Here is a 22,858-nt window from a genome sequence, read left to right as displayed (position 1 = left end):
GCAGTTCCCCGCGCCCCTACGGGCGCAGCCCCGGAGGCCGGCCCGCGCGCCCGATGCAGCCCAAGGCGGCCAGGCCGCGGGTGCGGCCCCGTCTCCAGGGTCCGGGGCGGAGCCCCGGTTTCGGGAAGGGGCGGGGCGGGGAAAAGCGAAGCCCTGAGAGGAACCCATGACCACCACAGCCATCACCAACATCGGCAGCCTCGTCACCAACGACCCCGCCCTCGGCGAAGGCCCCCTCGGCCTCGTCGAGGACGCCGCCGTCGTCATCGAGGGCGACAGGATCGCCTGGGCCGGCCCGACGGCCAAGGTCCCGGCCACCGACACCGCGTTCGACGCGGACGGCCGCGCCGTCATCCCCGGCTTCGTGGACAGCCACAGCCACCTCGTCTTCGCGGGCGACCGCACGCAGGAGTTCAACGCCCGCATGTCGGGCCGCAGCTACTCCGCCGGCGGCATCCGCACCACCGTCGCCGCCACCCGCGCCGCCACCGACGCCGAGCTCGAGGCCAACCTGCTCCGCCACCTCCACGAGGCGCGCCGCCAGGGCACCACCACCTTCGAGACCAAGTCCGGCTACGGGCTCACCGTCGAGGACGAGGCCCGCGCCCTGCGCATCGCCGCCGCGCACACCGACGAGGTCACCTACCTCGGCGCCCACATCGTCTCGCCGGACTACGCCGAGGACCCCGCCGCCTACGTGGACCTCGTCACCGGCCCGATGCTGGAGGCCTGCGCCCCGTACGCCCGCTGGGTGGACGTCTTCTGCGAGAAGGGCGCCTTCGACGGAGACCAGGCCCGCGCCGTCCTCACCGCCGGCCGGGCCAAGGGCCTGATCCCGCGGATCCACGCGAACCAGCTCAGCTTCGGCCCGGGCGTCCAGCTCGGCGTGGAGCTGGGCGCGGCCTCCGCCGACCACTGCACCCACCTCACGGACGCGGACGTCGACGCGCTGGCGAACTCCGAGACGGTCGCCACCCTGCTCCCCGGCGCCGAGTTCTCCACCCGCGCCCAGTGGCCGGACGCCCGGCGGCTGCTCGACGCGGGCGCCACCGTCGCCCTGTCCACCGACTGCAACCCCGGCTCCTCCTACACGAGCTCCATGCCGTTCTGCATCGCCCTCGCGGTCCGGGACATGGGCATGACCCCCGACGAGGCGCTGTGGTCCGCCACCGCGGGCGGCGCCCGCGCGCTGCGCCGTACCGACATCGGCCGGCTGACCCCCGGATCGCGCGCGGACCTGGCCCTGCTGGACGCGCCGAGCCACGTCCACCTGGCCTACCGGCCGGGCGTCCCGCTGGTCTCGGCGGTCTGGCAGAAGGGCGAGCGCGTGCACTGACGGACGTGCCGGGGCACGGCCCGTCAGGGTCCCCGGCTTGTTCTGTCCCTTGTCTTCCCTCCGTAGGGTCCCGGGCGTACCTTGAGCCCCCGATCTGATGTGCCGTCAGTAACTTGTGGCCCGAGGGGAAGACCAAGGTGTCCGACCGGATACGCTCCACCGCGCTCCTGATCGCTTCCGCGCTCGCCGGTTCGGCGGCGGCCGTGCTGGCCGCCGCCCCCGCGGCACACGCCGATGTGGTCGACGTCAAATACGACTGCAAGACCCCCATCGGCGACAAGTCGGCCGTCTCGCCCATCGACATCAAGGCGGTGAAGGAGGGCGAGGGCTACAAGCTGACGATGTCCTTCCAGAAGGGCGTCTCCTCCAGCCCGGTCGAGCTCGGCAAGGGCGCGATGAACCCCAGCGCGCTGATCGTGGTCAAGGGCGCGGAGGAGGCGAGCGTCCCGGTCTCCGGCCCGCCCAACGCCGAGGCCGCGCCCGCCAACACCCCCATCAAGATCAGCGACCTGTCCGGCACCTACAAGCCGAAGAAGTCGGGCAAGGTCACCTTCACCGCGGGCGTCCTCACCATCAAGGCCCTGGGGACCACCACCACCTGCACCCCGGGCAACAGCCCGAAGCCCTCGCTGGAACTGGACGTGACCGCCGCGGGCGGCACCCCCCAGGGCACCGGCACCTCGGGCGGCGAATCCGACAGCCTGCCCCAGACCGGCCCCGCCGACTCCGCACTGGCGCTGGGCACCCTCGGCGGCACCGTCCTGCTCTCCGGCGCGGCCGGCGTGCTCTGGCTGACCCGGCGCGGGCAGCGGGCCCGGTCCTGAGGGTCCCCCCGATGCACGCGCGCCACCGCCAGCAGCGCCCGGCCCCCCACCCCGTCCGCCCGCGCATCCGCCGGAGCCCGCGCCGGGCCGCCACCCCACTGGCGGCCCCGCTCGCCGCGTTCCTGCTGGCCACAGCGTCTCCGGCGCATGCGACGAGCCACCCGGCGCACCCGGCCCCGGCTCCGGCCGCCTCCGCGGCCCGTGCCGCGGGCCCCGGCTGGACCGCCGAGCCGGCCACCGCGTCCCCCTCCGCCGCCGCCCGCCCGTTCTTCTACCTGCAGGGCCCCGCCGGCAGCGTGCTGGAGGACCGCCTGGTCCTCGCCAACCCCACAGACCGGGAACAGGTCATCACCCTGCGCGGGGCCGACGCGTACAACACGGCGGACGGCGCCTTCGCGGTGCGCCCGCCCGGTGCCTCGACCGGGTCCGGCCCCTGGATCAGCTTCGGCACCCACGGCACGGTCAGGGTCCCGCCCCGGCACCGCGCCGTGGTCCCCTTCACCGTCACCCTGCCGGCCGACGCCGTCCCCGGTGACCACCCGGTCGCGGTGGTCGCCGCGGCGGCGGGCCACGAGGCCGGCGTACGCGTCCACCTGCGGGTCAGCGGGCCCACGCTGGCCGCCCTCACGGTCGAGGACGTGTCGGTGGCCGGCCGGGGCGCGGCCGCCCGGGTCCGCTACACCCTGGTCAACCGGGGGAACGTGGCCCTGTCCCCGGAGGCGGCGCTGCATACGGACGGCCTGTTCGGCGGCCCGAAGACGCGTCCCGCCCGCCGGCTGCCGGTGGAACTGCTGCCAGGCCAGCGGGTGGACCTGACCGAACCCTGGCCCGGTGCGCCGGCACTCGACGCGGTGGACCTCACCCTCACCGTCACCGCCCCCGGCGGCGCCCGCGCCACGGGCACCGCTTCGGCCCGCCTGGTGCCCTGGTCGGCCGCGGCCTGGACCGGAGCCGGTCTGATCGCCCTGGCGGCCGCGGCCCTCGCCGCCCGCCGCCTGGCCCGTGCGCGGCACCGGGACCCCGGCCCGTCCGGCCCGCCGTCCCCCGCACCCTCCGTACGGGAACCGTTCCTAGCGATGTTGGCCAGTGTTGGCCAGATCGCTGGATTCCGGACGTGTAGCCCGGTGATCCCGCGAACGGTCTTCGGGATCGGGGAGCAGCACGAGCTGGTCACCTTGGTCCGGTCGAGTCTTGCCGCCTCTGTTTGGCATGCTCGCTGTCCTGGGTGGGCTCGTGGTCCCGCGTGGCCTGGGAACGGATGCGGTCTGGCCGGTAGCTCTCCGTGCACTCATCCTCTGGTGGGTGCCGGTCACACCTGGCCGACGCCGGATCCTGTGTCCCAGGCCGCGCCTGCCGATCGCCACGGCCGCCGAGTGGTGGCGTGTGACGGTGGTCTTCGTGTGGGTCTGCCGGAGCGGGCCCTTCCAGTGCTGCTCGCCCCAGATGCTGGTGTACGCCGGATCGACGGCGATGACGACGAGGCCCGCGTGGAAGGCCATGCCGCGCAGACGTTCGCGGAACCGGGCGGTGGGGATGCCGGCGACGGTGCGACGGAATCGCTTGCCGCGTCCGCCCCGGCCCATCGTCTCGCGGCCGGTGGTGCGGGCGTCCGCGAAGTCCAGGTTTTCCACCACGATTCCCACGCACTGGTGCTGTTTTGTCAGGGCGATGAGATCGGTGATCGCGGCCCGCAGGCGGCCGTCCCGCCGGGATGCCGGGCCTGTGAGGTCGAGGGGGATGGTGTGGGGTGTGCCGGTGGGGTTGCCGTGCGGGTCCAGGACCCAGGCGGCGAGGTGGTCGGCGTTCAGGTCGATGCCGATGGTGTGTTCCCCCAAGGCTCGGATCTCCCCGGGGGTGGGGAGCGCGGCGGTGTCGGCGGACCAGGAGGCGTCCAGGTGCCAGCGCCCGCGCACGGGATCGTGCACGATGTCGTACCGGACGGCCCGGTTCGCGGTCACCCGGTCCAGCCACTCCTCGCGCCGGTGGTGGAAGCCGATGGTGCAGCTCAGCCTGTAGCGGCCACGCGGGGCGTTCGCCAGGTGCCGCAGTGGCTCCGGCAGAACCAGCGTCACTGTGCCGTCGTCCGGGGCCACGGTGATCGTGTAGTTGCCGTGTGGTGCGCCGGACTCGCCGTCGGCGGTCAGGAACAGCCGCCCGGCATTCCACCGCTGCTGCCACTCGGTCTCGGTGAGCTGTGCGTCGGCCAGGTTGTGGCGGACCCTGGCCAGGCGTTTGCCACCGGTCACGATCGAGGGACGGCCGGATGCGATCTTCTCCTCCACGGCCGTAAGACGGCAGTTGAGGACTTGGAGGCGGCGCTGCTTCTGAAAGCGTTCGGACTGGTCCTTGTAGCCCCGGATCCTGCCCTCGCGTTCCCCGCACGGCACAGTGAGCCGCTCGGCGATCCTGCGGACAGCGCGCTGCAGACCGGCCCGCTCGGCGATCAGGCAGCGCATCGAGAGCTGGTACTGGTCCTCCGATGCCCGGGTCATTGCCCCCGCCCACCGCGACGAGGAAACCGCCGTCAGTTGCTTCTTCCGCCCGGCCCGCCCGGCCCGCCTGGCCGGAACGTTCCCGATCCTGACCCGCTCGGCGAGATCCGCCCGCTGGTGATGCCCCAGGTGCTTGCCCACCAGGCTGAGGACCTTCACATCCGCTGCCGTGAGGCCCTTCAACCGGTCCCGGATCCTCACCCCGGCCGGAGCGGCCACCGTGAACGGGGCAGCAATCACGCGCAGCTCAAGCCTCCGTCCTCGCTTGCGCGCCACCAGCCACCCCTCCCCAAAGCCGCATCGAGCGAATCAGCCACCAGCGATCATCCGTTCTGTCCGCATACCAGAACCCGGGAACCAACCCCATTCACCCCATCGAGGGACACCCTGGCCCACCACGGCCAATGGATGAATCAGCAGTCAGCGACCCGAGTTGACGGGAGCGTCGAAGTGAGCGCCCACCCCGCCCCGCGCCGGGCCGCCCGGATCCGCGCGGTTCTGACCGCCCTGCTCCTGCTGGCCCTGTCGGCCGGGCCGGCCGCGGCGGCGCCGCGGAGCCCAGCCGCCCCGGCCGCCCCTGCGGCTCCGGCCGTTCCGGCCGAGGGGAAGGCGGCGGCCGAGCTGTCGCTGAAGGAGGCGGCCACCGGCACCGAGGTCACCGTCTCCGGGACCGGATGGCCCGCCGGGACCGTGGTCATGCTGCTGCTCTGCGGACAGAACATGATCGGCGGCACCAACAGCTGCGCCAACGACGCCGGACAGGCGGCCTCGGTCGGCGCCGACGGGACGTTCCGCAAGGGCTTGGGCGTCGTGGCCCCGCCCAAGCCCTGCCCCTGCGTGGTCAACGTGACCTCGGTCAACGGCGACCAGTCCACCGTCAGCCTGCCCTTCACCGTCACCGGCCACCCGGTGGCCGAGCTGCCCGCCGAGTCCGGGCAGGCCCGCCTGGCCCTGCTCACGGGAGTCCAGCTCAAGGGCGAGGACGGCGTGCTGACCTGGTTCGGAGCCCCGCCGTCCCGGAGGTTCACGGTGACCGTGGGCAACCTCGGCTCGGCCCCGGTCAAGGACCCGGTGTTCCAGATCGGCACCGCCCACGGGGTGTTCGCCCCGGTGTGGGAGGAACGGCAGTGGAAGGGCACCATCCCGCCCGGCCAGAAGGCGCGGGTGGAGCTCGACGTGGAGCTCACCATGGGCGCCCACGGCGACTACAGCATCTCCCTCAAGTACGGCGACAAGGTGCTGGCCGTACAGCCCTGGGGGGTGGACCGCCCGTACGGCGTGCTCCTCTTCTGGGGCCTGTTGTTCGTGGTGGTCCCGGCCGCGGTCTTCCGCATCGGCATGGCCGTCGTCGACCGGGTCCGCCCCCGTACGGGCACGGGACGGCCCGCCCTCGCCGCCACCGGACGGCACCGCGCGGCCGACGCCCCGCCCGGGACGCCCCCGACGCCCCGCGGCGGGGCGTCCCCACAGACCGCCACGGCCGTCCTGCCGTGGTTCACCCCGGCACAGCCGGCAGACCCATCCGCACCGTCAGACCATCCGACGAGGAAAGGACAGCTGTGAAGAGCCAACGGAGGGTGAGCGCGGCCGTGGCCGCGCTGCTGCTCGGCGGCGCGGGCATGGTGATGACCGCTTCGCCCGCCCAGGCCGCAGAGGTCAAGTTCACGGTCGTGTGCCAGCCGCCGGCCGGCGGAGGCGGCCCGGTGGAGGGCGAGACCACCGTGTCGATCACGGCGCCCGCCAACGCCAAGGTCGGTGACAAGGCGGACGTGGTCTGGAAGACCGTCAAGCCGGCCTCGAACAACACCGACCTGATGGTGATCCCCAAGGACTCGGTCCAGCCCACCGGCTGGGTCAAGCTCGGCGGCGGGCTGCCCGACCTCAAGCTGGTGGGGGAGAAGAAGAACCCGGAGATCCCCAAGAAGGCCCCCATGGTCATGTCCGACATGAAGGGGCAGCTGACGCTCACCAAGGCCGGCAAGGTCACCCTCACGCCGGACAGGTACGAGGTCGCGGTGACCTTCTCGTTCGGCACCTTCGTCACCAAGTGCGCCCCGAAGGGGCAGGTGCCCGTCGCCCACACCATCGACGTGGCGCCCGGCACGGGCGGCCCGGATCCCACGCCCACGCCGACGCCCACCCCGACCCCGACGCCCTCGGGCAGCACGACGCCCACGCCCACTCCGACTCCCACGGCCACGCCCACCGCGACGAACAGCGGCCCGAGCGAGGTGCCCGGCAAGGAGGTCCCCGTGACCTTCGCCTGCCAGGCCCCGGGCCCGCCGAACATCCAGTCCAAGGTGACCATCGGGGCCAAGCGGAACGGCGGCAGCTGGGACCTCACCGTCAAGACCGGCAAGGGCGTCATGAACAGCCCGGCCGACCTCCCGGCGGACGCGCTCAAGCCCTCCATGGAGGTCGTCCTCGGCGGCGCCGACAGCGGCAAGGTCCAGGTGACAGGGCCGGGCAACAAGGAGCCCATCGGCGCGAACCAGCCGGTCAGCCTCAGCGACATGACCGGCACCTACAAGCCCGGCAAGAGCGGCAAGGTCACGCTCAGCCCCGGCAAGCTGACGATCAACGCCCTCGGCATGAACATCGCCTGTGAGGCCAAGTCCACCGCCGTGTCCCTGGAGCTGGACACCACCGCGCAGCCCGGCGGCAGCGGCGGCTCCGGCTCCGGCGGCAGCTCGGGCGGTTCGGGCGGCAGCTCCGGCGGCTCCGGCACCTCGGGCGGCTCCGGCGGCAACCTCGCCGAGACCGGCGCCGAGGACGACGGCGGCCTCAAGGCGCTCGCCCTGGTCGCCGGCACGGTGATCCTGCTCGGCGGCGCGGTGTTCACCTTCACCCCGTGGCGCCGCCTCCGCGGGCAGCGCTGAGCCCGGCCGGTCACCGGCCGGCGGCGGAAACGCGGGCACGCGGGCACGCGGAAACGCGGAACCGCGGAAACGCGGAAACGCGGAACGGCCCGGCACACCTCCTCGTGTGCCGGGCCGTTCCCCCGTTCAGCGGGCGGGGACGTGCGTCAGTTGACGTCGCCCATCAGCGCGTTGACCTTCTTGCGGTACATGAAGATCGAGAGGCCGGCCAGTACGGCGGCGACCGCCTGGAAGAGGATCACGCCGACGCCGTCCATCTTCACCTCGGCCAGACCGAGCAGACCGGTGACGCAGTCACCGGCGGTGACGGCGAGGAACCAGACGCCCATCATCTGGGAGGCGTACTTCTGCGGCGCCATCTTCGTGGTGACCGACAGGCCGACCGGGGACAGGCACAGCTCGGCGATGGTGTGCATCAGGAAGATCAGCACCAGCCACCACATGGTGACCTTGGTGTCGTTGCCGGCGACCTGGCTCAGCGGCACGGCGAAGACGAAGAACGAGGCGCCGACGATGACCAGGGCCACCGAGAACTTCACGATGGTGCTGGGCTCGCGGTTCCGGCGGGACATGGCCACCCACGCGGCGGCGAAGATCGGGGCCAGGGCCACCACGAAGAGCGGGTTCAGCGACTGGAAGATCGTGGTCGGGACTTCCCAGCCGAACAGGTTGCGCTCGGAGTTCGCGTCACCGAAGAGCGAGAGGGTCGAACCGCCCTGGTCGTAGATCATCCAGAACACGGCCGCGGCCACGAAGAACCAGATGTAGGCGCTCATCCGGGTCTGCTCGACGGAGGACAGGTCCTTGTCGCGCTTGATGCGGGCGAGGACGGCGACCGGGATGATCAGACCGGCGATGGTGATCGGGTACAGCGCCCACTTGATGGTGAACATGTCCGCCGCGACCACGGCGCCGTAGAAGACGGCGACGACGGCCAGGACGGCGAGGGCCTTGACGATCACGGCCTTGCGCTCGGCCGGGGTCAGCGGGTTCGGGACGAGGCTGCTCTTCGGGCTCAGGGTCTTGCCGGCGAGAAGGAAGATCACCAGGCCGACGCCCATGCCGATGGCGGCGAGCAGGAAGCCGAAGTGCCAGTTGACGGTCTCGCCGATGGTCCCGATCACCAGCGGCGCGGCGAAGGCACCGACGTTGATGCCGATGTAGAAGAGCGTGAAGCCACTGTCACGACGCGGATCGTCGGCACCCTTGTACAGGTGGCCGACCATCGTGGAGATGTTGGCCTTCAGCAGGCCGGAGCCGACCGCGACCAGCAGCAGGCCGACGAAGAACGCCGCCTGGCCGGGCACGGCGAGCGCCACGTGGCCCGCCATGATCACGAAACTGGCGACGGCGACCGTCTTGCGGGCGCCCCAGACGCGGTCACCGAACCAGCCGCCGGGCATGGCCATGAGGTAGACCATGGCCACGTACACGGAGTAGATCGCCGTGGCCGTCGCCGCCGTGAAGCCGAGGCCGCCGCCCTGGCTGCCGGTCGCGGCGTCCACACCGCCGGAGACCAAGTACAGGACGAGGAGCGCGCGCATGCCGTAGTAGGAGAAGCGCTCCCACATCTCGGTCATGAACAGCGTGGCCAGGCCGATGGGGTGGCCGAGGAAGGTCCTCTCGTGAGCTGCGCTCGGCGAGGCCTGCGTCAGGCTGGAAGCCATGTCGATCCTTGCTAACTCGGGACGCCGCGCTTCGTGAGCGGTACAGCGCCCGGGGAAGGGTGGCCCTTGCGCTGCGTCGCGCGCGGTGCCGGTCCCACAGGTCATTCACTGTCGCCGGGGCGGAGCCGCACGGTCCCCACAAGACCGGCAGCCCCCCGGACAGAGAAACAGGGACTTCGCGCCGCTTTCGGGCATAAAAGTCCCTGAACTACTTCATCAGGAGTCTCGCCACCATACGACACGACAGTGCCGGATATGGAAGGAGATGAGAGATGGATCACAGGCCGGGAGGGAACCGATCTGCCATATTCGAAGGTGAGTAGTAGTTCATTTCCGCAGATCGATGGGGGTCTGTCGGCGCAGTCCAGCATTCCGCGCCCGCGCATTACCATCACCCACATGACGCGTGTACTGCTCGCCGAGGATGACGCCTCCATCTCGGAGCCGCTGGCCCGCGCCCTGCGCCGGGAGGGCTACGAGGTCGAGGTCCGCGAGGACGGACCCACCGCGCTGGACGCGGGACTGCAGGGCGGCGTCGATCTGGTCGTGCTCGACCTCGGTCTCCCGGGTATGGACGGGCTCGAAGTGGCCCGCCGCCTTCGGGCCGAAGGCCACGGCTTCCCGATCCTGGTGCTCACCGCCCGTGCGGACGAGGTCGACACGGTCGTCGGCCTGGATGCCGGCGCCGACGACTACGTGACCAAGCCCTTCCGCCTCGCCGAGCTGCTCGCCCGGGTCCGGGCCCTGCTCCGGCGCGGCGCCGTCGAGCCCGCCCAGCCCCCCGCCACCCACGGCGTCCGCATCGACGTGGAGTCGCACCGGGCCTGGATGGGCGACGAGGAGCTGCAGCTCACCGCGAAGGAGTTCGACCTGCTCCGCGTGCTGGTCCGGGACGCCGGCCGGGTCGTGACCCGCGACCAGCTGATGCGCGAGGTGTGGGACACCACCTGGTGGTCCTCCACCAAGACGCTGGACATGCACATCTCCTGGCTCCGCAAGAAGCTCGGTGACGACGCGGCCAACCCGCGCTACATCGCCACCGTCCGCGGTGTCGGATTCCGCTTCGAGAAGAGCTGAGCCCCAGCCGAGCCATGCGCCGCCGCCTGATCCAGTCCACGCTCGCCGTGGTGCTCGTCGTGATCGCCGTGTTCGGGGTCTCCCTGGTCATCGTGGAGACCCGGACGATCACCAACAGCGCCCAGGAGATGGTCGAGTCCCAAGCCCTGACGCTGGTCGGCGTCGTCGAGGCGAACGTGCTGGAGCGGGAGCCGGTCGACCCCGACGCCCTCGCCGACCGGCTGGACGCCGGCCGGTACGCCCGCGTGCACGTGCCCGGACGCCCCGACATCGAGCTCGGCACCCCCATCGACGGCAGTGTGATCCGGGGCAGCGCCCCCGGCGAGCACGGCGTGAGCGTGGTGGTCGAGGAGCCCCGCTCCACCGTCACCCGCGAGGTCGTCCGCACCCTGTTCGTGGTGGGCGCGGTCGCCCTGCTCGCGGTGGTGGCCGCCGTCCTGCTCGCCGTACGCCAGGCCAACCGGCTGGCGTCCCCGCTGACCGACCTCGCGGAGACCGCCGAACGGCTCGGCTCCGGCGACCCCCGCCCCCGGCACCGCCGCTACGGGGTCCCCGAGCTGGACCGGGTCGCCGACGTGCTCGACGCGAGCAACGAGCGGATCGGACGGATGCTGACCGCCGAGCGGCGGCTCGCCGCGGACGCCTCGCACCAGCTGCGCACCCCGCTGACCGCGCTGTCCATGCGGCTGGAGGAGATCACGGTCACCGAGGACCTGGAGACCGTACGGGAGGAGGCGTCGATCGCCCTCACCCAGGTGGAGCGGCTCACCGACGTGGTGGAACGGCTGCTGACGAACTCGCGCGACCCGCGGACCGGCTCCGCCGTCCCCTTCGACCTCGACGAGGTCGTCAAGCAGCAGGTCGAGGAGTGGCGGCCGGCCTACCGCAGTGCCGGGCGGGCCATCGTGAGCTCCGGGAAGCACGGCCTGCGGGCCGTGGGCACGCCCGGGGCGGTGGCGCAGGTGCTGGCGGCACTGGTGGAGAACTCGCTGATGCACGGGGGCGGCACGGTCGCCCTGCGCACCCGGGTGACCGGCAACCAGGCCGTCATCGAGGTCACCGACGAAGGGCCGGGCGTGCCCGCCGACCTCGGCAACCGGATCTTCGAGCGGGCCATCAGCGGCCGGAACTCCACCGGCATCGGCCTGGCGGTGGCCCGTGACCTCGCCGAGGCGGACGGCGGCCGGCTGGAGCTGATCCAGGCCCATCCGCCGGTGTTCGCCCTGTTCCTGAGCCGGAAGGCGACCGAACGCACCGAACCGGAGAAGACCGTCCGCTGAGGTCAGCGGTTGGCGGGGACCCGCTCGTCCGCGGACGGGGCCGCGGAGGCGGCCGTGGCGCCCGCCCCGCGCGGACCGACGACCACCGGCGCCGGGGCGGGCTCGGGCAGCGCCCGGAAGACCCAGCTCCGGTAGGACCAGAAGCGGAACAGGGTGGCCACGCCGATGCCGATCAGCTTGAAGGCGTTGTTCTGCAGCGGGCTGTCCCAGCCCGCGCCGTAGGTGGCGGCGTACAGGATCCCCGTCTCGATGATCATGCCGATCAGGCTGAACAGCACGAACAGGACCATCTCGCGCTTGCGGCCGGACTTGTCGCGGTCGCGGTAGGTGAAGTACCGGAACCCTATGTAGTTGCAGACGATGGCGACCGTGATCGCTATGACGTTGGCCCGGCCCACCTGCAGCTCGGTCGTGCTCCGGATCAGGTTGAACACGCCCAGGTTGACGAGAACACCCAGACCGCCGACAGCGCCGAACTTCACGGCTTCGCGAGCGAGGCCGCGCGCCCTGTCCCCGAGGGCCGCCTGCTGTGTCGCGCTCATACGGTGTTTCGCCCCTGTCCGTCGATCCCCCTGGTCAATCCAGTCATGCTAAGTGTCAGCCCGCTGGTGCGTCTGCGCCTTCCGGCACAGATGTGACGAACTCGTACAGGGGTGCGACATAGCAGGAGTTCTTCCGGCCATCGCCCTGGTCCGGATGGCGGAATACCGGCGGATACCCTGGAGGAGTGACGTTCCCGGTAGTCGGTATGGTCGGCGGCGGCCAGCTCGCCCGCATGACCCACGAGGCGGGTATCCCCCTCGGTATCAGATTCAAGATCCTCAGTGACAGTCCGCAGGACTCGGCGGCCCAGGTGGTGAGCGACGTCGTCATCGGCGACTATCGCGACCTGGACACCCTGCGCGCCTTCGCGCGCGGCTGCGACGTGATCACCTTCGACCACGAGCACGTGCCCACCGAACACCTTCGGGCCCTGGAAGCGGACGGTATCCCCGTCCGCCCGGGGCCCGACGCATTGGTGCACGCCCAGGACAAGGGGGTGATGCGCGCCAGACTCGACGAGATCGGCGCGCCCAGCCCCCGCCACCGGATCGTGTCCGATCCGGAAGACGTGGCCGCCTTTGCGGAGGAGGTCGGCGGGTTCCCCGTCATCCTCAAGACCGTGCGCGGCGGCTACGACGGCAAGGGGGTGTGGTTCGTCCGCACCGCCGAGGACGCGGAGGCCCCCTTCAGGGCGGGCGTCCCCGTGCTCGCCGAGGAGAAGGTGGACTACGTCCGCGAGCTCGCGGCGAACATCGTCCGCTCCCCGCACGGCCAGGCCGTGGCCTACCCCGTCGTCGAGTCCATCCAGGTGGACGGCGTCTGCGACACGGTCATCGCCCCCGCACCCAACCTGTCCGAGGAACTGGCCGGCCAGGCCCAGGCCCTCGCCCTGCGCATCGCCAAGGAACTCGACGTGACCGGCCACCTGGCCGTGGAACTGTTCGAGACCACCGATGGCCGGATCCTGGTCAACGAACTGGCGATGCGCCCGCACAACTCGGGCCACTGGACCCAGGACGGTGCGGTCACCTCCCAGTTCGCCAACCACGTCCGCGCGGTCCTCGACCTCCCGCTGGGCGACCCCAGGCCCCGCGCGACCTGGACGGTCATGGCCAACGTGCTCGGCGGGGACTACCCCGACATGTACGCGGCGTACCTGCACTGCATGGCCCACGACCCGCAGCTGAAGATCCACATGTACGGCAAGGACGTGAAACACGGCCGCAAGGTCGGCCACGTCAACACCTACGGCGACGACCTGAACGATGTGCTGGAGCGCGCACGTCACGCTGCCGGCTACCTGCGAGGAACGATCACCGAATGAGCACCGCGATCCACACCACCACCGGGGACGCCCCCCTGATCGGCATCGTCATGGGATCCGACTCCGACTGGCCGGTCATGGAGGCCGCAGCCCAGGCACTGGACGAGTTCGAGATCCCCTACGAGGTCGACGTCGTCTCCGCGCACCGGATGCCGCACGAGATGATCGCGTACGGCGAGCGGGCCGCGGACCGCGGCCTGAAGGCGATCATCGCGGGCGCGGGCGGCGCCGCCCACCTGCCCGGCATGCTCGCCTCGGTCACCCCGCTGCCCGTGATCGGCGTACCGGTCCCGCTGAAGTACCTCGACGGCATGGACTCGCTGCTGTCGATCGTCCAGATGCCCGCCGGGGTTCCCGTCGCCACCGTCTCGGTGGCCGGGGCCCGCAACGCCGGTCTGCTCGCCGCCCGCATCCTGGCCACCCAGGACCCGGACCTCCTCGCCCGGATGAAGGAGTTCCAGCAGGAGCTGAACGACCAGGCGACCGAGAAGGGCAAGCGGCTGCGCGCCAAGGTGGCCGCCGGATGACGGACGCCCTCCACGCCCCCGGCGCTTCCGGCGCCCCCGACGCCCGCCACGGATCCGGCCGGATCGCCGAGGCCCGGGAGCTGCTCGCCCAGCACCCCGTGGTCGACGGGCACAACGACCTCCCCTGGGCGCTGCGCGAACAGGTCCGCTACGACCTGGCGCAGCGGGACCTCGCCGGCGACCAGTCGGCCCACCTGCACACCGACATCCCGCGGCTGCGGGCCGGCGGTGTCGGCGCCCAGTTCTGGTCCGTGTACGTCCGCTCCTCCTACGCGGGCGACGAGGCGGTCAGCGCCACCCTGGAGCAGATCGACGCGGTCGCCCAGCTGATCGACCGATACCCCGGCCACCTGGTACGGGCCCTGACGGCCGACGACATGGAAGCGGCCCGGGCGGACGGGCGGATCGCCTCGCTGATGGGCGCCGAGGGCGGCCACTCCATCAACAACTCGCTGGCCACCCTGCGCTCCCTGCACCGGCTGGGCGTGCGGTACCTGACCCTCACCCACAACGACAACGTGGACTGGGCGGACTCGGCGACCGACGAGCCGCGCCACGGCGGTCTCACGGACTTCGGCCGCGAGGTCGTCCGGGAGATGAACCGCATCGGCATGCTGGTGGACCTCTCCCACGTGGCCCCCACGACCATGCGGGACGCGCTGGACGTCTCCGCGGCGCCGGTCATCTTCAGCCACTCCTCCGCGCGGGCCGTCTGCGACCATCCGCGGAACGTCCCGGACGAGGTGCTGGAGCGGCTGCCCGCCAACGGCGGCGTCGCCATGGCCACCTTCGTGCCGAAGTTCATCCTGCCCGCGGCCGTGGAGTGGACCCTCGCGGCGGACGAGAACTTGCGGGCCCACGGCCTGCACCACCTCGACACCACTCCCGCGGCGATGGCCCTGCACCGGGCCTTCGAGCAGGCCAACCCCCGGCCGGTGGCCACCGCCGCCACCGTCGCCGACCACTTGGACCACATGCGCGAGGTGGCCGGCGTCGACCACATCGGCATCGGCGGCGACTACGACGGCACGGCCTTCACCCCGTCCGGCCTGGACGACGTGTCCGGGTACCCGAACCTGATCGCGGAGCTCCTCGGCCGCGGCTGGTCCCGGGCCGACCTGGCCAAGCTCACCTGGTCGAACGCGGTGCGCGCACTGCGGGACGCGGAGGCGGTCGCCCGCGACCTCTCGGCCGCGCGCGGCCCGTCGAACGCCGTCATCTGACCGCTTCCGGGGTCAGCAGGCGCAGAGACAGACCGGGTGCCCGGCCGGAACACCGTTCTGGACGCGCCCCTCGCACCGCCCGGCGCCGGGGGCGCCTCCCGGGCTTCGGGTCGCTGCGCTGGGGGCACCTCCCAGCGGTAGCTGGGGGAGCCTCCGTCCGTCGGTCTCGGCGGGCGGAGTCGTGCTCTGCGGGTCAGCAGGCGCAGAGGCAGACCGGGTGCCCGGCCGGATCGGCGTAGACGCGCCAGGTCCGGCCGGGCTCGCCCGCGTCCAGGGGCTTCGCGCCGAGCGACAGGATGTGGCGCTCGGCGGCGTCCAGGTCCTCGACGGTCAGGTCCAGGTGGAACTGCTGCGAGCCGTCGGCGGACGGCCACTGCGGCGGGACGTGCCCGGGGGCGAGCTGGAAGGCCAGCGCCGTGCCCTCGTGGCCCTCCAGATCCGCCCAGCTGCCGTCCTCCGCCAGTGCGGGGGTGCCGCCGAGCAGCCCCGCGTAGAAGGTGGCGAGGGCGAGCGGGTCCGGGCAGTCGAGGACGACGGCACCGAGCTTGGCGACGGCCATGGCGTACTCCTTCGAAGCGGTGAACGTGGTTCCGGCATGCCCGGTGGTTACCGGTAAAGCCCTCTTGCCGGTAACGACCACCCTACGCGTTACCGCATCCCGGATCCAGCAGGTAACTTCGAGAACATGAGCGGCGGACGCGCGCCGGCCCCCGGAGGGCTCGCGCTGGTGGAGGAACTCGTCAACACGCTGAGCGTGGACACCGGCGACGACCGGCTCGCCGCACGGTTCGGCCTCTCCGGCCCCGAGCTCACCGAGGCGGCCGAGCTCCGCGAGGCGCTGCGCGCCGCACTGCAGGCGCACGCCGGCCACCCGGCCCCGCCGGGCACCCTGGCCACGCTGAACCGCATGCTGGCCGGTGCCCCGCTGACCGTCCGCTTCGACGAGGAGGGCACCGCCATCCTGGCCGCCGAAGGGGACGGACTGACCGCCCGGATCGCCACGGCCGTCGCCGAGGGCGTCACGGCCGGGACCTGGTCCCGCCTCAAGGCGTGCGAGGCCGAGGACTGCCGGTGGGCCTACTACGACCGCAGCCCGGCAGCCCGCGGCCGCTGGTGCTCGATGTCGGTCTGCGGCAGCCGCGCCAAGATGCGCACCTACCGCTCCCGCGGGTAGCGGGACCGGGACCGGGGGCACACCCCTTCACGAGGCCCGGGGCGGAGCCCCCGGACTGGCCGGGGCGGAGCCCGGAGGGGGCAGGGGCCGCGCCCCGGAAGGGGTCCGGGGCCGAGCCCCGGTTTCGGGAAAGGGGCGGGGTGGGGAATCGGCCCCGCGCAGCGGCGGACCCGCCACGCGCGCAGCCCCGCCACGCGCAGGCGGACCACCGCCAGGCACGGCGCGCAGCGGCCCGGCGCCCGTACGTACGGCGGCGGGGCCCGGCGCAGCCGGAGGCCGCTTACGCGCGCGGGCGTCCCATCGCGCGGTACGTCCAGCCGGCCGCCCGCCACCGCTCCGCGTCCAGCGCGTTGCGGCCGTCCAGGATCAGCGGCACGGAGACCGAACCCGCCAGCTCCGCAGGATCCAGCTCCCGGAACTCCCGCCACTCGGTGAGGTGCAGGACCACGTCCGCACCCTGCACCGCCGCCGCCGCGGAGGCCGCGTACGCCAGGGTCGGGAACACCTGCCGGGCGTTGTCCATGCCCTTGGGGTCGTACACGGTGACCTGGCCGCCCTGGAGGTGGATCTGCCCGGCCACGTTCAGGGCCGGCGAGTCCCGGACGTCGTCCGAGTCCGGCTTGAACGTGGCGCCGAGCACCGCGACCCGCTTGCCCAGGAAGGAGCCGCCCACGGCCTCCCGCGCCAGTTCCACCATGTGCCCGCGGCGGCGCATGTTGATCGAGTCGACCTCACGCAGGAAGGTCAGCGCCTGGTCCGCGCCCAGCTCGCCGGCGCGGGCCATGAAGGCGCGGATGTCCTTCGGCAGGCAGCCGCCGCCGAAGCCGATCCCGGCCCGCAGGAACTTCGAGCCGATCCGCTCGTCGTGGCCGATGGCCTCCGCCAGCTTCACCACGTCGCCGCCGGCCGCCTCGCACACCTCGGCCATCGCGTTGATGAAGGAGATCTTCGTCGCCAGGAACGAATTCGCCGCGGTCTTCACCAGCTCCGCCGTCGGGAAGTCGGTCACCACCAGCGGGGAGCCCTCCGCGACCGGGGTCGCGTACACCTCGCGCAGCAGCTTCTCGGCGGCCCCGCCCGGCTCCTGTACGCCCACCACGATCCGGTCCGGGTGCAGGGTGTCCTGCACCGCGAAGCCCTCCCGCAGGAACTCCGGGTTCCAGACCAGCTCCACGTCCCCGCCCGCCGGGGCCAGTTCGGCCAGCCGCCGGGCCAGCCGGACCGCCGAGCCCACCGGCACGGTGGACTTGCCCACGACCAGCGCCGGCCGGGTCAGCAGCGGCGCCAGCGACTCCACCGCGGCGTCGACGTAGCTCATGTCGCAGGCGTACTCGTTGTGCTTCTGCGGGGTGTTCACGCACACGAAGTGGACGTCGCCGAACTCCGCGACCTCCGCCCAGTCCATCGTGAACCGCAGCCGTCCGGTGGACCCGGGCAGCCCGGCCACGTGCCGGGCCAGCAGTTCCTCGAGCCCCGGCTCGTACATCGGCACGCGCCCCGCCGCGAGCATCTCGATCTTCTCGGGTACGACGTCCAGCCCGAGCACCTCGAAACCCAGCTCGGCCATGGCCGCGGCGTGCGTCGCGCCGAGATAGCCAGTGCCGATCACAGTGATCTTGGGGGCCATGGGTACTCCGTAAGGGACGGCGGTGCGGTGTGCGGCCCCCGAGCATAGTCGTGCGGGTTGTCACACATCTCACGCGCGCGGCCCGTACCCCTACTCGCCGGTCGGCCATAGGCTTGGGTTACTTAACGGTAGTTAGCATGGGGAGTGAGTGCTTTGGCAGGTTCCGACTTCGACCTCTACCGCCCTGCCGAGGAGCACGAGATGCTCCGCGACTCGGTCCGCGCGCTGTGCGAGGCGAAGATCGCCCCGTTCGCGGCCGCAGTGGACGAAGAGGCGCGGTTCCCGCAGGAGGCCCTGGACGCCCTGGTCGCCAACGACCTGCACGCCGTCCACGTACCGGAGACCTACGGCGGCGCGGGCGCGGACGCCCTCGCCACCGTGATCGTCATCGAGGAAGTGGCCCGCGTCTGCGCGTCCTCCTCCCTGATCCCGGCGGTCAACAAGCTCGGCTCCCTCCCGGTCATCCTGTCCGGCTCCGAGGACCTGAAGAAGAAGTACCTGGGCCCCCTCGCCAAGGGCGACGGCATGTTCTCGTACTGCCTCTCCGAGCCCGACGCCGGCTCGGACGCGGCCGGCATGAAGACCCGCGCGGTCCGCGATGGCGACTTCTGGGTCCTCAACGGCGTGAAGCGCTGGATCACCAACGCCGGCGTCTCCGACTACTACACGGTCATGGCCGTCACCGACCCCGAGAAGCGCTCGAAGGGCATCTCGGCCTTCGTCGTCGAGAAGTCGGACGAAGGCGTGTCCTTCGGCGCGCCCGAGAAGAAGCTCGGCATCAAGGGCTCCCCGACCCGCGAGGTCTACCTCGACAACGTCCGCATCCCCGCCGACCGCATGATCGGCGAGGAGGGCACCGGCTTCGCCACCGCGATGAAGACCCTGGACCACACCCGCATCACCATCGCGGCCCAGGCCCTCGGCATCGCCCAGGGCGCCCTCGACTACGCCAAGGGCTACGTCCAGGAGCGCAAGCAGTTCGGCAAGCCGATCGCCGACTTCCAGGGCATCCAGTTCATGCTCGCGGACATGGCCATGAAGATCTCCGCCGCCCGCGCCCTGACCTACCAGGCCGCGGCCGCCTCCGAGCGCGGCGACGCCGACCTCACCTACCTCGGCGCCGCGGCCAAGTGCTTCGCCTCCGACATCGCCATGGAGGTCACCACCGACGCCGTCCAGCTCCTCGGCGGCTACGGCTACACCCGCGACTACCCGGTCGAGCGCATGATGCGCGACGCGAAGATCACGCAGATCTACGAAGGCACGAACCAGGTCCAGCGGATCGTCATGGCCCGCAACCTGCCCGCGTAGTCACACGTCTGAACCTGTGGGCACCCCCGGTCACGGCGGGGGTGCCCACATGGCTTTTGCGGGTGCGGCTCCCTGCCCCGGACACCCGCCCCGGGCAGTGCCGGGGCGGGTGTCCGGGGCAGGGAGCCGCGAACCATAGACTGACTTCGCTCATGAGTTTGACCATGTACTGGGGAGAGAGATGACGGAAGCGATCCTGCTCGTCGGCGGGCAGGGGACGCGGCTGCGCCCGGTGACGGTGAACACGCCCAAGCCGATGGTGCCCGCGGCCGGAGTGCCGTTCCTCGCCCACCAGATAGCCAGGGCCGCCGACGCCGGTGTCACGCACATCGTCATGGCCACCTGCTACCTCGCCGAGGTCTTCGAGCCCTACTTCGGGGACGGTTCGGACTTCGGCGTCCACCTCGAGTACGTGGTCGAGGACGAGCCGCTGGGCACCGGCGGCGCCATCCGCAACGCCGCCGAGCGTCTCACCGGCGGACCGGACGATCCGGTCCTGGTCTTCAACGGGGACATCCTCACCGGGCTGGACATCCGCGGCCTCGTCGACGCCCACCTCGCGGCGCGGGCGGACGTCTCCCTGCACCTGGTCCGCGTCGAGGACCCGCGCGCCTTCGGGCTGGTCCCCACCGACGCCGACGGCCGGGTCCTGGCCTTCACCGAGAAGCCGCAGACCCCCGAGGAGATCGTCACCGACCAGATCAACGCGGGTTGCTACGTCTTCCGCCGCTCGGTGATCGACTCCATCCCGGCCGGCCGTCCCGTCTCCGTGGAACGCGAGACCTTCCCCGGCCTGCTGGCCTCCGGAGCCACCCTGCACGGCGTCACCCAGGACACCTACTGGCTCGACCTCGGCAAGCCCGAGTCCTTCGTCCAGGCCTCCGCCGACCTGGTCCGCGGAGTGGTGCCCTCCTCGGCCGTCCCCGGCCCGCGCGGAGAGGCCCTGGTCCTGCCCGGTGCCGAGGTGGCCGTCGGGGCCGAACTGACGGGCGGTACCGTGGTGGGGGCTGGTGCCCGGATCGAGTCCGGTGCCGTCGTCCACGGCTCGATCGTGCTGGACGGCGCGCGCCTCGGCGCGGACACGAAGGTGAGCGCCAGCCTGATCGGTGCCCGTGCCGTCGTCGGACCGCGCACCGTGCTGGACGGCGCGGTCATCGGCGATGACGCGCTGGTGGGGGCTGACAACGAACTTCGCGCGGGGGTGCGGGTGTGGTGCGAGGCAGAGCTGCCGTCTGCCGCGCTGCGCTTTTCCTCGGACCGGTGACACGGGCCGGCGGCCCCGCGCTTTCCGACCGACTTCAGTGAGGCACAACCCTGTGATTGGCGAGCACGACTCCCCGCGCGCGACGGACCTCGCGCCCACCGGCCTGCCCGAGAGCTGGGCCCACACTCCGTTGACCGTGGTCATGCCCACGTACAACGAGGCGGGGAACGTGCCCGTCATGACCGAGCTGCTGATGGGCCTGGACATGCCCGGGCTGCACCTGCTCATCGTCGACGACTCCTCGCCGGACGGCACCGGGAAGATCGCCGACGAGCTCGCGGAGAAGTACCTCGCGGAGGACGGCACCCCGCGCATGTCGGTGCTGCACCGCACCGCCAAGGACGGCCTGGGCCGCGCCTACACCGCCGGCATGAGCAAGGCCGTCGAGGACGGCGCCCGTTACGTCCTGCAGATGGACGCGGACGGCTCCCACCCGGCCGGGAAGATAGCCGAGATGCTGGGCGTCGCCCTGTCCACCGGCGCCGGCCTGGTCATCGGCAGCCGCTACGTGCCCGGCGGCACCCTCTCCGACGCCTGGGGCAAGCACCGCAAGCTGCTCTCCCGCTGGGCGAACGCCTACGCGAGCACCATCCTGGGGACCCGGGTCCGCGACATCACCGGCGGCTTCAACCTGTGGAGCGCGGACGCGCTGCGCGCGATCGACCTCGCCTCGGTCGACAGTGCCGGCTACAGCTTCCAGCTGGAGATGAAGTACGTCGCCCTGCGCCGCGGGTTCCAGGTCATGGAGGTGCCGATCCACTTCGAGGACCGCACCGTCGGCGAGTCGAAGATGAACCTGGCGGTCCAGCTGGAGGGCCTCGCCATGCCGTGGAAGCTCCGCGCCCGCGCCCGCTGATGACGGTACGTCCGCGGAGGGTCTGAACCTCCGGACCGGCCCCGGACCGTCAGGAGGCCCCGGCGTGCTCCGGGACCGGCTGCGTCCGGGCCGGATCGGCGGGGCCCCGGGCCGGGGCGTCGTCCGCTCCCGCCCGGAACCGGCTGCCCGGCCTCCAGTCCGTGCCGATGTCCTTGAGCCGCATGGCGCGCTTCTCCACCAGGTGCCACGACAGGTAGGCCATCAGCCCGGCACCCAGGTAGCAGAGCGCGAGGAAGGGCCAGAAGCCCCAGCGGGTCATGCCGAGCACGATCAGCGTCATCTGAACGGCCCAGCCGTAGATGTAGATCCCGTACGAGTAGTCGTTGCGGGACCCGATCCGCTGGAACGGCTCCGGCAGCCGGATCGCCAGGTAGGTCAGGCCGTACGCCATCGCCGGGATGCCGACGACGAACAGGTAGCCGAAACGCAGACTGGCGAGCAGTACGACGATGGATCCGATGCCCAGCACGTCACTGACCGGGATGCGGTCCTTGTACAGCTCGATGACGGCGCCCAGGGCGAAGGCGAAGCCGAGGTACAGGTACCAGTTGGTGCTGGTGTACCCGAGGACCGGCACGGTGAAGTCGTGGAAGAACGAAGCCTGTCCGGCGCCGGTGTAGTAGCGGTGCTCGACCGCCTCGCGGATCACCCGCCAGCCCAGGAACACGGTGATCAGCAGGACGAGCCTGCGGGACCGCTTCAGCGCTCCGGTGGCCGCGAGCACGCCCACCGCGAGGTAGCACATGACCTCGTAGTGCAGGGTCCACACCGGGCCGTTGAAGGTGTCCGAGTGGTTCAGCCCCAGAGACCTGCCGAAGGACATCACCCCTGAGATGTCCTTCTGCACGATGATGATGTGCGCGTTGTGCCAGACGTACTGGAACGGGCCCTGCGGATGGCTCCAGAAGCCGTCCAGGCCGTCGTGCAGGTGCCGGTACAGCAGTGGCGCCAGGACGAAGGCACAGAACAGGATGCACACCCACAGACCGGGCAGCAGGCGCAGTGCGCGGTGCCACAGGAAGCGGCCGAGGCCGAGCCGGACGCCGCTGCGGGTGACGAGGATGCCCGAGAGGATGAAGAAGGCGTAGACCGACAGCTTTCCGATGTCGGTCTGGCCGCGGCTGAAGCCGTGGCCGAACTCGGTGGTGTTGAACCCGAGGCTGGCGGCGTGCGAGAGGACCACGCCGCAGGCCAGCAACAGCCGCATGATTCCCAGGCTGTTGTGCCTGCCGGTGAAGAGCTCGGCGACTGTGCCGTGTGACGACCACCGCAGCCCGGTGCCGCGACTGCGGTCGGTCATGACTGGGATTCCCCTCTTGTGCCAGGGGGCCAGTCTCGTGAGGGGGCGCAGGACTGTCCATCAGATCCCGGGGGGAAGTGCGCCATCTCACGTTCCGGAAGGGGAATCTCCGGACCGGAGCGTTCCGCCCTGA

General features: G+C 71.7%; 19 protein-coding genes. 13 read left to right on the top strand and 6 right to left on the bottom strand.

The features are described 5' to 3' along the window. Nucleotides 1–166 precede the first annotated feature (166 nt). Both hutI and ACGFQ9_RS10115 read left to right on the top strand, forming a co-directional pair. Nucleotides 167–1,336: an imidazolonepropionase gene (gene hutI / locus ACGFQ9_RS10120; protein WP_393573117.1), complete on the top strand. Its 1,170-nt coding sequence runs from the start codon at nucleotides 167–169 to the stop codon at nucleotides 1,334–1,336. 137 nt (nucleotides 1,337–1,473) lie between these two features. Further along, nucleotides 1,474–2,160 (top strand): LPXTG cell wall anchor domain-containing protein, encoded by a 687-nt coding sequence (locus tag ACGFQ9_RS10115; RefSeq protein ID WP_393573115.1) that lies wholly within the window; start codon nucleotides 1,474–1,476, stop codon nucleotides 2,158–2,160. 1,070 nt (nucleotides 2,161–3,230) lie between these two features. On the opposite strand, the gene ACGFQ9_RS10110 is transcribed toward ACGFQ9_RS10115, so the two are convergent. After that, nucleotides 3,231–4,652, bottom strand: coding sequence for a hypothetical protein (locus ACGFQ9_RS10110; RefSeq protein WP_393573113.1), 1,422 nt, complete (start codon nucleotides 4,650–4,652; stop codon nucleotides 3,231–3,233). Between the two features lie 450 nt (nucleotides 4,653–5,102). Here ACGFQ9_RS10110 and ACGFQ9_RS10105 point away from each other — a divergent pair, with 450 nt between their 5' ends. Continuing rightward, nucleotides 5,103–6,215, top strand: coding sequence for a hypothetical protein (locus tag ACGFQ9_RS10105; protein ID WP_393573111.1), 1,113 nt, complete (start codon nucleotides 5,103–5,105; stop codon nucleotides 6,213–6,215). Then, nucleotides 6,212–7,531: a hypothetical protein gene (locus tag ACGFQ9_RS10100; protein WP_393573109.1), complete on the top strand. Its 1,320-nt coding sequence runs from the start codon at nucleotides 6,212–6,214 to the stop codon at nucleotides 7,529–7,531. The genes ACGFQ9_RS10105 and ACGFQ9_RS10100 overlap by 4 nt, the downstream gene beginning before the upstream one ends. A gap of 146 nt (nucleotides 7,532–7,677) precedes the next feature. On the opposite strand, the gene ACGFQ9_RS10095 is transcribed toward ACGFQ9_RS10100, so the two are convergent. Beyond that, on the bottom strand, nucleotides 7,678–9,198 hold the full coding sequence (locus ACGFQ9_RS10095) for a peptide MFS transporter (RefSeq protein WP_393573107.1): 1,521 nt from the start codon (nucleotides 9,196–9,198) through the stop codon (nucleotides 7,678–7,680). A 399-nt stretch (nucleotides 9,199–9,597) separates the two neighbouring features. Between ACGFQ9_RS10095 and ACGFQ9_RS10090 the strand changes: the two genes are divergently transcribed. Further along, complete coding sequence (locus tag ACGFQ9_RS10090) at nucleotides 9,598–10,275, top strand: response regulator transcription factor (RefSeq protein WP_365108821.1); 678 nt, start codon at nucleotides 9,598–9,600, stop codon at nucleotides 10,273–10,275. Between the two features lie 14 nt (nucleotides 10,276–10,289). Then, on the top strand, nucleotides 10,290–11,555 hold the full coding sequence (locus ACGFQ9_RS10085; protein WP_393573105.1) for an ATP-binding protein: 1,266 nt from the start codon (nucleotides 10,290–10,292) through the stop codon (nucleotides 11,553–11,555). Between the two features lie 2 nt (nucleotides 11,556–11,557). Here ACGFQ9_RS10085 and ACGFQ9_RS10080 read toward each other — a convergent pair whose 3' ends face one another. Beyond that, nucleotides 11,558–12,097 (bottom strand): GtrA family protein, encoded by a 540-nt coding sequence (locus ACGFQ9_RS10080; RefSeq protein ID WP_393573104.1) that lies wholly within the window; start codon nucleotides 12,095–12,097, stop codon nucleotides 11,558–11,560. Nucleotides 12,098–12,282: 185 nt separating this feature from the next. Between ACGFQ9_RS10080 and ACGFQ9_RS10075 the strand changes: the two genes are divergently transcribed. From ACGFQ9_RS10075 to ACGFQ9_RS10065, 3 genes are read left to right on the top strand one after another with little or no spacing between them, the layout of a single operon-like run. Beyond that, nucleotides 12,283–13,422, top strand: a complete 1,140-nt coding sequence (locus ACGFQ9_RS10075; protein ID WP_393573103.1) for a 5-(carboxyamino)imidazole ribonucleotide synthase — start codon at nucleotides 12,283–12,285, stop codon at nucleotides 13,420–13,422. After that, nucleotides 13,419–13,949 carry a 5-(carboxyamino)imidazole ribonucleotide mutase gene (gene purE / locus ACGFQ9_RS10070; RefSeq protein WP_393573102.1) on the top strand — a complete coding sequence of 177 codons (531 nt, stop codon included), beginning with the start codon at nucleotides 13,419–13,421 and terminating at the stop codon, nucleotides 13,947–13,949. Before ACGFQ9_RS10075 ends, purE begins: the two co-directional genes overlap by 4 nt. Then, nucleotides 13,946–15,172, top strand: coding sequence for a dipeptidase (locus ACGFQ9_RS10065; RefSeq protein WP_393573101.1), 1,227 nt, complete (start codon nucleotides 13,946–13,948; stop codon nucleotides 15,170–15,172). Before purE ends, ACGFQ9_RS10065 begins: the two co-directional genes overlap by 4 nt. A gap of 193 nt (nucleotides 15,173–15,365) precedes the next feature. On the opposite strand, the gene ACGFQ9_RS10060 is transcribed toward ACGFQ9_RS10065, so the two are convergent. After that, nucleotides 15,366–15,731, bottom strand: a complete 366-nt coding sequence (locus ACGFQ9_RS10060) for a VOC family protein (protein ID WP_393573100.1) — start codon at nucleotides 15,729–15,731, stop codon at nucleotides 15,366–15,368. Nucleotides 15,732–15,857: 126 nt separating this feature from the next. Between ACGFQ9_RS10060 and ACGFQ9_RS10055 the strand changes: the two genes are divergently transcribed. Continuing rightward, nucleotides 15,858–16,346 (top strand): CGNR zinc finger domain-containing protein, encoded by a 489-nt coding sequence (locus tag ACGFQ9_RS10055; RefSeq protein ID WP_393573099.1) that lies wholly within the window; start codon nucleotides 15,858–15,860, stop codon nucleotides 16,344–16,346. A gap of 280 nt (nucleotides 16,347–16,626) precedes the next feature. Here the strand turns inward: ACGFQ9_RS10055 and ACGFQ9_RS10050 are convergent, their stop codons facing one another. After that, on the bottom strand, nucleotides 16,627–17,973 hold the full coding sequence (locus tag ACGFQ9_RS10050) for a UDP-glucose dehydrogenase family protein (RefSeq protein WP_393573098.1): 1,347 nt from the start codon (nucleotides 17,971–17,973) through the stop codon (nucleotides 16,627–16,629). Between the two features lie 153 nt (nucleotides 17,974–18,126). Between ACGFQ9_RS10050 and ACGFQ9_RS10045 the strand changes: the two genes are divergently transcribed. The 3 genes from ACGFQ9_RS10045 (at nucleotide 18,127) to ACGFQ9_RS10035 (ending at nucleotide 21,404) form a co-directional block, all read left to right on the top strand. Beyond that, complete coding sequence (locus ACGFQ9_RS10045; RefSeq protein WP_393573096.1) at nucleotides 18,127–19,284, top strand: acyl-CoA dehydrogenase; 1,158 nt, start codon at nucleotides 18,127–18,129, stop codon at nucleotides 19,282–19,284. Between the two features lie 181 nt (nucleotides 19,285–19,465). Further along, nucleotides 19,466–20,548, top strand: a complete 1,083-nt coding sequence (locus ACGFQ9_RS10040; RefSeq protein ID WP_393573094.1) for a sugar phosphate nucleotidyltransferase — start codon at nucleotides 19,466–19,468, stop codon at nucleotides 20,546–20,548. Between the two features lie 52 nt (nucleotides 20,549–20,600). Beyond that, nucleotides 20,601–21,404, top strand: a complete 804-nt coding sequence (locus tag ACGFQ9_RS10035) for a polyprenol monophosphomannose synthase (protein ID WP_393573092.1) — start codon at nucleotides 20,601–20,603, stop codon at nucleotides 21,402–21,404. Nucleotides 21,405–21,453: 49 nt separating this feature from the next. Here ACGFQ9_RS10035 and ACGFQ9_RS10030 read toward each other — a convergent pair whose 3' ends face one another. Then, the gene (locus ACGFQ9_RS10030) at nucleotides 21,454–22,725 is read right to left on the bottom strand and encodes an acyltransferase family protein (RefSeq protein ID WP_393573090.1); all 1,272 of its coding nucleotides are present in this window, start codon (nucleotides 22,723–22,725) and stop codon (nucleotides 21,454–21,456) included. Between the last annotated feature and the right edge of the window lie 133 nt (nucleotides 22,726–22,858).

Origin of the sequence: Streptomyces sp. NPDC048603 (assembly GCF_043199475.1) — a bacterium.
Classification (GTDB): domain Bacteria; phylum Actinomycetota; class Actinomycetes; order Streptomycetales; family Streptomycetaceae; genus Streptomyces.
This window is presented reverse-complemented; position numbering and strand designations above follow the sequence as displayed.

Bases quoted from the DNA above. Each gene is read 5' to 3' on its own strand.
- hutI (WP_393573117.1), top strand. From the start codon at position 167: ATGACCACCACAGCCATCACCAACATCGGCAGCCTCGTCACCAACGAC.
- ACGFQ9_RS10110 (WP_393573113.1), bottom strand. From the start codon at position 4,652: ATGACCCGGGCATCGGAGGACCAGTACCAGCTCTCGATGCGCTGCCTG.
- ACGFQ9_RS10095 (WP_393573107.1), bottom strand. From the start codon at position 9,198: ATGGCTTCCAGCCTGACGCAGGCCTCGCCGAGCGCAGCTCACGAGAGG.
- ACGFQ9_RS10090 (WP_365108821.1), top strand. From the start codon at position 9,598: ATGACGCGTGTACTGCTCGCCGAGGATGACGCCTCCATCTCGGAGCCG.
- ACGFQ9_RS10085 (WP_393573105.1), top strand. From the start codon at position 10,290: ATGCGCCGCCGCCTGATCCAGTCCACGCTCGCCGTGGTGCTCGTCGTG.
- ACGFQ9_RS10080 (WP_393573104.1), bottom strand. From the start codon at position 12,097: ATGAGCGCGACACAGCAGGCGGCCCTCGGGGACAGGGCGCGCGGCCTC.
- purE (WP_393573102.1), top strand. From the start codon at position 13,419: ATGAGCACCGCGATCCACACCACCACCGGGGACGCCCCCCTGATCGGC.
- ACGFQ9_RS10065 (WP_393573101.1), top strand. From the start codon at position 13,946: ATGACGGACGCCCTCCACGCCCCCGGCGCTTCCGGCGCCCCCGACGCC.
- ACGFQ9_RS10060 (WP_393573100.1), bottom strand. From the start codon at position 15,731: ATGGCCGTCGCCAAGCTCGGTGCCGTCGTCCTCGACTGCCCGGACCCG.
- ACGFQ9_RS10055 (WP_393573099.1), top strand. From the start codon at position 15,858: ATGAGCGGCGGACGCGCGCCGGCCCCCGGAGGGCTCGCGCTGGTGGAG.
- ACGFQ9_RS10050 (WP_393573098.1), bottom strand. From the start codon at position 17,973: ATGGCCCCCAAGATCACTGTGATCGGCACTGGCTATCTCGGCGCGACG.
- ACGFQ9_RS10040 (WP_393573094.1), top strand. From the start codon at position 19,466: ATGACGGAAGCGATCCTGCTCGTCGGCGGGCAGGGGACGCGGCTGCGC.
- ACGFQ9_RS10030 (WP_393573090.1), bottom strand. From the start codon at position 22,725: ATGACCGACCGCAGTCGCGGCACCGGGCTGCGGTGGTCGTCACACGGC.